7 protein-coding genes, 1 tRNA gene and 2 rRNA genes are annotated in these 10247 nt (G+C 51.7%); 3 read left to right on the top strand and 7 right to left on the bottom strand.

Annotation, left to right across the window (positions count from 1 at the left end; translation table 11 throughout):
* The 3 genes from rrf (FND52_RS11965) to rrf (FND52_RS11955) form a co-directional block, all read left to right on the top strand.
* A 5S ribosomal RNA gene (rrf, locus tag FND52_RS11965) occupies positions 1–108 on the top strand; the annotation flags it as partial.
* A gap of 14 nt (positions 109–122) precedes the next feature.
* A tRNA-Thr gene (locus FND52_RS11960) sits at positions 123–198 on the top strand.
* A gap of 38 nt (positions 199–236) precedes the next feature.
* A 5S ribosomal RNA gene (gene rrf, locus FND52_RS11955) occupies positions 237–352 on the top strand.
* 91 nt (positions 353–443) lie between these two features.
* Here rrf (FND52_RS11955) and FND52_RS11950 read toward each other — a convergent pair.
* The 7 genes from FND52_RS11950 to FND52_RS11920 all read right to left on the bottom strand — a co-directional run bounded on the left by FND52_RS11950 (position 444) and on the right by FND52_RS11920 (position 9868).
* Positions 444–1202, bottom strand: coding sequence for an amino acid ABC transporter ATP-binding protein (locus FND52_RS11950; RefSeq protein ID WP_125292951.1), 759 nt, complete (start codon positions 1200–1202; stop codon positions 444–446).
* A gap of 8 nt (positions 1203–1210) precedes the next feature.
* On the bottom strand, positions 1211–2314 hold the full coding sequence (locus FND52_RS11945) for an amino acid ABC transporter permease (RefSeq protein WP_144131001.1): 1104 nt from the start codon (positions 2312–2314) through the stop codon (positions 1211–1213).
* A gap of 10 nt (positions 2315–2324) precedes the next feature.
* Positions 2325–3506 (bottom strand): amino acid ABC transporter permease, encoded by a 1182-nt coding sequence (locus FND52_RS11940; protein ID WP_144130999.1) that lies wholly within the window; start codon positions 3504–3506, stop codon positions 2325–2327.
* Between the two features lie 73 nt (positions 3507–3579).
* A complete protein-coding gene (locus FND52_RS11935) occupies positions 3580–4605 on the bottom strand; it encodes an amino acid ABC transporter substrate-binding protein (protein WP_125292954.1) in 1026 nt (341 codons plus the stop codon).
* Positions 4606–5089: 484 nt separating this feature from the next.
* Positions 5090–5311 (bottom strand): putative periplasmic lipoprotein, encoded by a 222-nt coding sequence (locus FND52_RS11930; protein WP_002437506.1) that lies wholly within the window; start codon positions 5309–5311, stop codon positions 5090–5092.
* A 284-nt stretch (positions 5312–5595) separates the two neighbouring features.
* Complete coding sequence (locus FND52_RS11925; RefSeq protein WP_125292955.1) at positions 5596–8703, bottom strand: efflux RND transporter permease subunit; 3108 nt, start codon at positions 8701–8703, stop codon at positions 5596–5598.
* A complete protein-coding gene (locus tag FND52_RS11920; RefSeq protein WP_144130997.1) occupies positions 8696–9868 on the bottom strand; it encodes an efflux RND transporter periplasmic adaptor subunit in 1173 nt (390 codons plus the stop codon). The genes FND52_RS11925 and FND52_RS11920 overlap by 8 nt, the downstream gene beginning before the upstream one ends.
* Positions 9869–10247 lie beyond the last annotated feature (379 nt).

Here is a 10247-nt window from a genome sequence, read left to right as displayed (position 1 = left end):
CAAGAGCGCGGTGGTCCCACCTGACCCCATGCCGAACTCAGAAGTGAAACGCCGTAGCGCCGATGGTAGTGTGGGGTCTCCCCATGCGAGAGTAGGGAACTGCCAGGCATCAAATTAAGTGTGCTGATATGGCTCAGTTGGTAGAGCGCACCCTTGGTAAGGGTGAGGTCCCCAGTTCGACTCTGGGTATCAGCACCAGTTTTTAACGGTAATGTTCGGCATTTAAAAAGAATTTGCCTGGCGGCAAGAGCGCGGTGGTCCCACCTGACCCCATGCCGAACTCAGAAGTGAAACGCCGTAGCGCCGATGGTAGTGTGGGGTCTCCCCATGCGAGAGTAGGGAACTGCCAGGCATCAAATAGAAAGCCCTGCACATAAGTGCAGGGCTTTTTGCTTTTTCACTACCTGTATAAAAAAGCCAGTCAACAGACTGGCCTTACGTTATTAGTGAATCACCTGCGACAAAAATGCGCGTGTACGCTCTGATTTCGGATTAGCAAAGAACTCGTCCGGCGGTGCCTGCTCAACAATCTCACCGCGATCCATAAAGATCACCCTGTCGGCCACCGTTCGGGCAAACCCCATTTCATGCGTTACGCAAAGCATCGTCATCCCGGACTGAGCCAGCCCGATCATGGTATCCAGCACTTCTTTTACCATTTCCGGATCGAGTGCCGATGTCGGTTCGTCGAACAGCATAATTTTAGGCTTCATGCACAGTGACCGGGCAATCGCCACACGCTGCTGCTGCCCACCGGAGATTTGGCCGGGAAACTTATGCGCATGCTCGGCGATACGCACCCGCTCAAGATAATGCATGGCCAACGCCTCGGCTTCTTTCTTCGGCAGTTTGCGTACCCAGACAGGGGCCAGCGTGCAGTTTTGCAGTACGGTTAAATGCGGGAATAAATTAAAGTGCTGGAACACCATTCCGACTTCCGTGCGCACCCGCTCAATATTACGCAGATCGTCGTTAAGCTCGATGCCATCCACCACAATACGGCCCTGTTGATGCTCTTCAAGATGGTTAATACAGCGGATCGTTGTGGACTTACCGGAGCCTGACGGCCCGCAAAGCACAATCCGTTCGCCCTGTTTTACCTTCAGATTGATGTCTTTCAGGACATGAAACTGCCCATACCATTTATTCACATTTTCGAGCGTTATCATCGCGTCGGCAGGTTGCATCGTTATATTACTCATGGGATTCCTTAGTGCGGTGTACGCCCGGTGTTAAAGCGCTGCTCAAGGTGCTGGCTATAGCGCGACATGCTGAAACAAAAGATCCAGTAGATCATGGCGGCAAAAACGTAGCCTTCGGTCGACATGCCTAACCACGCGGGGTCGACCGTTGCCTGCTGTACGCTGCTGAAGAGATCAAACAGTCCAATAATGATCACCAGACTGGTGTCTTTAAACAGGGCGATAATGGTATTAACCAGGCCGGGGATCACCATTTTCAACGCCTGAGGGAGAATGACCAGGCCCTGGGTTTTCCAGTAACCTAAAGCGAGAGATTCTGCAGCCTCGTACTGCCCTTTCGGCAGTGCCTGTAAACCGCCGCGCACCACTTCTGCGACATAGGCCGACTGGAAAAGAATCACCCCAACCAGCGCCCTGATCAATTTATCGATACTGGTACCTTCCGCCATAAACAGCGGCAGCATCACAGAGGACATAAACAACACGGTAATCAAGGGTACGCCGCGCCAGAACTCAATAAAAATCACTGACAGGATGCGCACCACTGGCATGGTCGACCGGCGTCCTAACGCCAGCAGAATACCCAGCGGCAACGCGCCCGCAATTCCTACCGCGGCAATGATCAGCGTCAGCGTTAGTCCGCCCCATTGGCGGGTCTCTACCCGTTCCAGACCAAAGAAACCGCCATACATCAGAAACCAAACCACAATCGGGTACACCACTGCCCATGCGGCGATGTATTTCCCACGTTGCGGCATGCCTTTCCAGAACATCGGCGCGATGGAAATTAGCGTAAGGATAAGTGCCAGATTAATTCGCCAGCGCTGATCGTGCGGATAAAGCCCATACATAAACTGGCCAAATCGGGCGTGGATAAATACCCAGCATGCGCCTTCCTTCGTGCAATCCGCCCGTGTTTCACCTGCCCAGTTAGCCTGAAACAGCGCCCAGTTGAGCAGCGGCGGGATCAGCTCCCACATCATCCACAAACAAAACAGCGTCAGCAGGCTGTTAAACCAGCTGGAAAACAGATTTTTGCGAACCCACACCCACATGCGTCCTGAGCCGGTAGCGGCAACGCGCGGGGTAGGGCTCATGAGTACTTTGCTCATCATGACTCCTTTAGCGCTCAACCAGGGCAATGTGCCGGTTATAGAGGTTCATCAGCAGTGAAATTGTCAGGCTGATAATCAGATAGACCGACATCGTGATAGCGATGGTCTCAATCGCCTGGCCGGTTTGGTTCAACACGGTGCCCGCGAACAGCGACACCATATCCGGATAGCCAATCGCCGCCGCCAGTGAGGAGTTTTTAACGATATTGAGATACTGGCTGGTCAACGGCGGAATAATCACGCGCATGGCCTGAGGAATGATCACCTGGCGCAGCGTCACCGGGTTCGGCAAACCCAGAGAACGTGCCGCTTCGTGCTGGCCGTGAGGAACAGACTGGATCCCGGCGCGAATGATCTCGGCGATAAACGCTGAGGTATACACCGAGAGCGCGAGCGTCAGGGCAGCCAGTTCAGGGATCAACGCCATTCCTCCCCGGAAGTTGAAGCCGCGCAGTTCGGGCACATCCCAATGTAACGCGGCACCAAACGTCCAGTGAGCCGCTAACGGCAGCGCGATAAGCAGTATTAACGCCACCGGCCAGGTGCGCCGCAGCTGGCCGGTTTTGATTTGGTGATTTTTGTTGAACCGAAACAGGCCCGCCGAGATCGCCAGCGCTGCCATGACGGCGAGCACAAATTCCAGCGCGCCTTCGCCTAACGCTGGAGATGGAATATAGAGTCCACGGTTGCTGAGAAAGGCCAAATCAAAGGCGTTGACCGCCTGGCGCGGGCCCGGCAAATTGCGCAGCACGGCAAAATACCAGAAGAAAATCTGCAATAGCGGCGGAATATTGCGGAAGGTTTCGATGTAGATGGTCGAGAGCTTGCGCAACAGCCAGTTGTCGGACAGGCGTGCCAGCCCCAGAAAAAAGCCAAGAAACGACGCAAAGACGATACACAGCGCGGAAACTAACAGGGTATTAAGCAGACCGACGAGAAACACCCGGCCATAGGTGTCTCCTTGCTGATAATCAATCAAATGCTGGACTATGCCAAAACCGGCGCCGCGATCGAGAAAAGCGAACCCTGACGTAATACCACGACTGCTAAGGTTTACGATAGTGTTGTGGATCAGGTAAACCGCAATACCAATGACGGCGGCGATTGCCAGTATTTGAAACAGCCAGGCACGAACCGCGGGATTGGAAAAGGAGAGTTCTCCTTTTGCGTTTGGGCGGCGATGGGGCATATGTGAACCTCAGTAACATAACTCTGGTCTGGGCGCGGTGAAACCACAGCGCCCGTTACAACAGCGTACGTAATTAACGAACTGGCGGAGCGTACTGAATACCGCCGTTGTTCCAGAGGTTGTTCTGACCGCGTTTGATTTTCAGCGGGCTTTCAGAACCCACATTACGTTCAAACACTTCGGCATAGTTACCGACCTGCTTAACGATGTTGTAAGCCCATTTGTTATCCAGCTTCAGATCTTTGCCGTAGTCGCCCTCTTTGCCCAGCAAGTGGCCCATGTCCGGCGTGGCAGGATTAGCGGCTTTCTCATCGACGTTTTTAGACGTGACGCCCATCTCTTCCGCGTTGAGCATAGCGAACAGCGTCCAGCGCACCACGGAGAACCATTCATCGTCGCCACGACGCACCACCGGGCCCAGCGGCTCTTTCGAGATCACTTCCGGCAGAACGATAAATTCATCGGGGTTGCTGAGTTTAATACGCAGGGCATAAAGCTGAGACTGGTCAGAGGCGAGGGTATCGCAACGGCCAGATTCCAGCGCTTTTGCCGATTCGTCGGAGCGGTCAAAGGTCACTGGCGTGTATTTCATGTTATTGGCTTTGAAATAATCCGCCACGTTTAACTCAGTATCGGTGCCCGCCTGAATACAAACCGTTGCGCCATCCAGTTCTTTGGCGCTTTTCAGGCCCGCTTTGTTATGGGTCAGGAAGCCGATACCGTCATAATAGGTCACGCCGGTGAAGGCCATGCCCATGCCGGTATCGCGAGAAGATGTCCAGGTGGTATTGCGGGATAATAAATCCACTTCGCCAGACTGCAGCGCGGTAAAGCGTTCTTTCGCCGTTAACGGGGTGTATTTTACTTTTGTTGCATCGCCAAACACGGCGGCAGCGACGCCACGGCAGACATCAACGTCAATACCGCTGAATTTACCGTCCGCATCCGCATAAGAAAATCCCGGTAAGCCATCACTAATCCCGCATTGAACAAAACCCTTCTTTTTTACTGCGTCAAATGTCGCGCCTGCATGTGCCTGATTTGCAACAGCCATCAGTGCGCCTGCCGCGGCAAGCGTGGCAATAATCATCTTCTTCATAGTGCATCCTGTGTGGCGAAATTATCGTTATATTGGCGGCCCGTAGGCACGCTAATTACCTGTCTGTGGCAACAGCCATAAACGTTAAAGCAAAGGGAGTGCCAGTTTTGCATCGGAGGGATTACGCGTTTATTTCGATGCAGTAAGCGAAGTGTAGACAGGAAACGTAAAACGCAATGCTCGTCAATGGTGCGAAATTACAACCTGCGCCACATTTTGGAGCAAAATAATTAATTGCCAGGCCAGCAAAGTAACTAATTAATTTCTCAGGTTAATATTGGCAGGGTAAGGAATAAACAGCGGTGTGAGATAAATCACGAGATCGAATTTAGTGTTGAAAAAATAAATAAAGAAATGTGAGATATTTCAGAAATTTTATTTTCGTCAGGGTGCGATTAAATAACAAATGAAAGGACGAGGAAAAAAGTTGCACCGTTTGAATGCAAACGGCGCGATAGACGCGCCGTTCAGGAACAGGCCGAGATTATTTGCTCAGCGCGATGATGCCCATCGTTAAGCCCGCTACTGCTGCTGCGCCACCGGCGATCGCGCCCGCGGTTTCCCAGTTATCCTGCGTGGTGCCTTTCATGCAGGTATTGGTATGCACCAGACGACCCTGATCGTCATACACCGGTACGCAAGGAGAATCATGCGCGCAACCAGCTAACACTGCACAAAGTGATGCGACAGCGATTAACTTCTTCATGGTATTACCTCATTAGAATAATCATCCAGTCATTCGCGCTAAAGGCAATATTATTCATATCCCTTTAGCTCTGGATTTGATAGATGCATTTTACCACTGGTAAAAAACAGAGAGGAGCGGTGATTATTGTCAATTCATGTGGATTGTAAAAATAATGGAGAGCGGAACTTACACTGGAATTGATAAGCCAATCGGCTGCAGTGCACGTTTTATCTCATTAATAAATCAGCTTATTCAAGGTTAAAAAACATGAAAGACATCCGCTGTCTTTCATGTTTACAGGATCACTTTTTATTAAAACGTTGGCGTATTACCACAAAGAATACCGGGACAAAGAAAATCGCTAACAGCGTTGCGGCAAGCATACCGCCCATGACGCCGGTACCTACGGCATTCTGCGAGCCGCTCCCGGCTCCTTTGCTGATCACCAGCGGTAACACACCGAGAATAAACGCCAGCGAAGTCATCAGAATCGGGCGCAGACGCATTCTGACTGCTTCCAGTGTTGCCTCGATAAGATTTTTACCCTCTTTGTCCATTAAGTCTTTTGCAAACTCAACGATCAGGATGGCGTTTTTCGCCGACAAACCGATGGTGGTGAGCAGGCCGACCTGGAAATAGACATCGTTATCCAGACCTTTTACTGTCGCCGCAAGCAGCGCGCCCACCACCCCCAATGGCACCACCAGCATGACCGAGAACGGAATGGACCAGCTCTCATACAGCGCGGCGAGACACAGGAACACCACAATCAGGGAGATGGCGTACAAGGCAGGTGCCTGGTTGCCGGATAATCTTTCCTGATAGGACATCCCGGTCCACTGATAGCCAAATCCCGAAGGCAATTTAGAGGCCAACGATTCCATAACCGCCATGGCCTCCCCGGTACTCTTGCCCGGCATGGCTTCTCCCTGAATTTCCATGGAAGGCAGCCCGTTATAGCGCTCAAGACGAGGGGAACCTTTAATCCAGTGTGATGATGCGAAGGCCGAGAACGGTACCATTTCGCCACTGCTGCTACGCACATAGAGCGTATTAAGATCTGACGGCAGCATGCGGAATTTCGCATCCGACTGAAGATAAACCTTTTTCACCCGGCCTTCGTCGATAAAGTCATTCACGTAGTTACCGCCCAGCGCCGTGGACAGCGTCTGGTTGATGTCAGAAAGCGCGACGCCCAGCGCCTGCGCCTTATCCTGGTCGACATCGATCTTAAATTGTGGCGTGTCTTCCAGGCCATTCGGCCTGACGCGCACCAGCACATCGGAACGCGCTGCCGCCTCACCCAGTAATTGGTTACGCGCCTGGGTTAGTGCATCATGCCCCTGGTTGGCCTGGTCAATGAGCTCAAAATCGAAGCCCGTGGCGGTACCCAGTTCGATAATGGCAGGAAGGTTGAACGGGAACACCATCGCGTCGCTAATATTCCTGAAGGCCATCGTCGCGCGGGCAATAATGGATTGCGCCTTGTTTTCGTCGCCGGAGCGCTCTTCCCAGGGCTTCAGGCTAATAAAGGCAATACCGGCGTTTTGCCCCTGTCCGCTAAAGCTAAATCCGTTAACCGTAAACACGGATTCGACGTTATTACCCTCTTTGGTCAGGTAGTAGTCGTTGACTGCATCAAGCACTTTCTGGGTACGCTGCTGCGTTGCACCGGAAGGAAGTTGCACCAGAGTCATAAACACGCCTTGATCTTCCTCGGGCAGGAATGAGGTAGGAAGCTTCATAAACAGTACAACCATGCCCGCCACGATGATGACGTAAACCACCAGATAGCGCGTAGTGCTATGAAGGATCCGGCTTACGCTATTGCTGTAGTGATCGACGCTCTTATCGAATAAGCGGTTGAACTTGCCAAAAAGCCCGGTGTTTTTGTCGTGCTTCTCGCCTGACGGCGGTTTCAACAGCGTCGCACACAGTGCAGGCGTTAGAATCAATGCGACCAGCACTGACAGCGCCATAGCGGAAACAATCGTGATAGAAAACTGTCGATAAATCGCGCCTGTCGAACCGCCAAAGAAGGCCATGGGAATAAACACGGCGGACAGCACCATCGCAATGCCTACCAGCGCGCCCTGAATTTGCCCCATAGATTTGCTGGTGGCTTCTTTAGGCGGAAGATGGTCCTCTTCCATAACGCGCTCCACGTTTTCCACCACCACGATAGCATCGTCAACCAACAGGCCTATAGCGAGCACCATGCCGAACATTGTCAGGGTGTTAATCGAGTACCCGAACGCAGACAACATAGCGAACGTGCCCAGTAACACGACAGGAACGGCAATGGTAGGGATAAGCGTGGCGCGAATATTCTGCAGGAACAGGTACATCACCAGAAATACCAGCACGATGGCTTCGAACAGGGTTTTGACTACCTCTTTAATGGATATTTGGACAAACGGGGTGGTGTCATAGGGATAAGTGACTTTTAAACCCTTAGGAAAGAAGGGCTGCATTCTTGCCAGTTCTTCTTTAATGGCTTTGGCGGTGTCCAGCGCATTCGCGCCTGTCGCCAGTTTGATACCTAAACCTGCGGCGGGTTTCCCGTTGATTCTCGCGACGGTGTTGTAGTTTTCGCCTCCCAGTTCTACGCGTGCCACATCTTTAAGGCGGATCAGCGAGCCGTCTTTGTTGACGCGTAAGGTGATGTTTTCAAACTCCTTCACGCTCTTAAGACGCGTCTGGGCAATGATAGAGGCGTTTAGCTGCTGCCCGGCCACCGCAGGCGTTCCGCCAAGTTGACCTGCAGCAATTTGCGCATTCTGTATTTTTAACTGGTTGACGACGTCAACCGGCGTCAGCTGATAGTTGTTTAATGCATTATTATCCAGCCAGATACGCATGGCGAACTGTGCGCCAAACAGCTGAACGTCGCCCACGCCTGGCGTACGGCTGATCGGATCTTTTACCGTAGAGGCGACGTAATCCCCCAACTGCTCCTGGTTCATGCTGTTATCCGAAGAGATAAAGCCTGCAACCAGTAAGTAGCTGCTACTGGATTTTTCAACGCCGATACCCTGTTGTTGCACTTCCTGAGGAAGCAGGGGCATCGCCAGCTGTAGTTTATTTTGCACCTGAACCTGTGCGATATCCGGATCGGTGCCGGATTCGAAGGTTAGGGTAATGGTCACGCTGCCTGAGGCATCGCTGGTCGAAGACATGTACATCAGGTTATCGATGCCGTTCATGTTCTGTTCAATAACCTGAGTGACAGAGTCCTGAACGGTTTGCGCATCCGCGCCGGGATAGGTGGCGGAGATAGCGACAGCAGGCGGCGCGATCGTAGGATACTGGGCAACGGGCAACTGGATAATGGCCAACCCGCCGGCAATCATCAACAGGATTGCCAGAACCCAGGCGAAAATAGGTCGCTGAATAAAGAAATTAGCCATGTTCGCGGGCGCCTTGCTGAGATTTTTCTGCGGTATCGTCAGTGACCGGGTTCACCGTTGCGCCAGCCTTAATATGCTGTAAACCGCTGATGATCACTTTGTCGCCCGGCTTAAGTCCCTGTTTCACCAACCACCGATCGCCAACCGCTTCAGAAGCGACAACCGCGCGGGTTTCAACCTTATTCTGCTGATCAACCACCATCACGAGTGCGTCGCCGCGCGGCGTTCTGGTCACGCCCTGCTGAGGCACAAGAATCGCATCAGGCTGGGTGCCTTCATCGACCCGCGCTCTGACAAACATCCCCGGCAACAGCTGATGATCGGGATTAGGGAACACGGCTCTTAACGTCACAGAACCCGTGCTTTCATCCACAGTCACATCAGTAAATTCAAGCTTCCCGGTATGCGCATAGGTCTGGCCGTTATCCATAATGATATTCACGCCGCTGGAGCTCTCTTTGGTCAGACTACCTTGCTCGATAGCCTGCTTAAGCTGCAGAAAATCGTTACTGGACTGGGTGAGATCGACATAAATTGGATCGAGCTGCTGTACCGTCGCCAGTGCCGTAGACTGTCCGTCGGTTACCAGCGCGCCTTCCGTGACGGCGGATTTGCCAATCCGACCGCTGATAGGAGAGGTGACTTTGGTATAAGCCAGGTTGATACGCGCGGACTCAACGGCGGCCTGGGCGCTGAGCACATCAGCATCGGCTTGTTTAGCGCTGGCCACCGACTGATCGTACTCCTGCTTGCTCACGTACTGCGTGCCAACCAGTGGCTGGTAGCGTTTCACTGTCAGACGGGCGATCTCTGCCGCCGCCTGTGCTCTGGCTAACGTGGCTTTTGCACTATCATACGTAGCCTGATAAGTTGCCGGATCGATCTGATAAAGCGAGGAACCTGCCGTAATATCGCTGCCCTCTTCAAAGTTACGCTTAAGGATAATTCCGCCAACTTGCGGTCGGACTTCGGCGATACGGAAAGCCGAGGTGCGTCCAGGCAGCTCTGTGGTCACAGCGAAGGGCGCGGTTTTAACGACATGCACTACAACTGAAGGCGGTTCGTTACCTGATGGCTTGTTATTTTTATCATCGCATCCACTAATGCACATTCCTGAAATCAGTAGAAAGAGGAATAAACATTTAGCCCCGTTATGTTTTGTCATCACTATTCCTTTTATAAACCGATGGCAGAGTGTCATTCCTCAAGCTGGCATCAGAGTTAATCAAATAAACGTAATGGGCGATCCTACAAATAATCCCTAGTCAATGTAAGTAAGGGTAGGGTGGAGACTGTTATTTTCAGCACAAAAAAACAAAATTAGGAATTAACTATGACAAAGTGTGAATTTATTTATTCTGTCTTTAATTATTATCAAATATAAATTGTGATATTTAAAAAAGAAATGATTAAGTTTTTTATATAATCTCTGTGAAGGTATTGCAGTATTCTGAAAAGTGTTATGAATTGTAGTAGTGTGAGTATTTAAAGTGACTTCACCTCACCTTTGAAAATACTATTTTCCAGTTTCGCCAGACTGGATA

Origin of the sequence: Atlantibacter subterraneus (genome assembly GCF_007570865.1) — a bacterium.
GTDB lineage: Bacteria > Pseudomonadota > Gammaproteobacteria > Enterobacterales > Enterobacteriaceae > Atlantibacter > Atlantibacter subterraneus.
The sequence above is the reverse complement of the archived record's forward strand: the minus strand, read 5'-3'. Positions and strand labels throughout refer to the sequence as shown.

Bases quoted from the DNA above. Each gene is read 5' to 3' on its own strand.
- FND52_RS11950 (WP_125292951.1), bottom strand. From the start codon at position 1,202: ATGAGTAATATAACGATGCAACCTGCCGACGCGATGATAACGCTCGAA.
- FND52_RS11945 (WP_144131001.1), bottom strand. From the start codon at position 2,314: ATGAGCAAAGTACTCATGAGCCCTACCCCGCGCGTTGCCGCTACCGGC.
- FND52_RS11940 (WP_144130999.1), bottom strand. From the start codon at position 3,506: ATGCCCCATCGCCGCCCAAACGCAAAAGGAGAACTCTCCTTTTCCAAT.
- FND52_RS11935 (WP_125292954.1), bottom strand. From the start codon at position 4,605: ATGAAGAAGATGATTATTGCCACGCTTGCCGCGGCAGGCGCACTGATG.
- FND52_RS11930 (WP_002437506.1), bottom strand. From the start codon at position 5,311: ATGAAGAAGTTAATCGCTGTCGCATCACTTTGTGCAGTGTTAGCTGGT.
- FND52_RS11925 (WP_125292955.1), bottom strand. From the start codon at position 8,703: ATGGCTAATTTCTTTATTCAGCGACCTATTTTCGCCTGGGTTCTGGCA.
- FND52_RS11920 (WP_144130997.1), bottom strand. From the start codon at position 9,868: ATGACAAAACATAACGGGGCTAAATGTTTATTCCTCTTTCTACTGATT.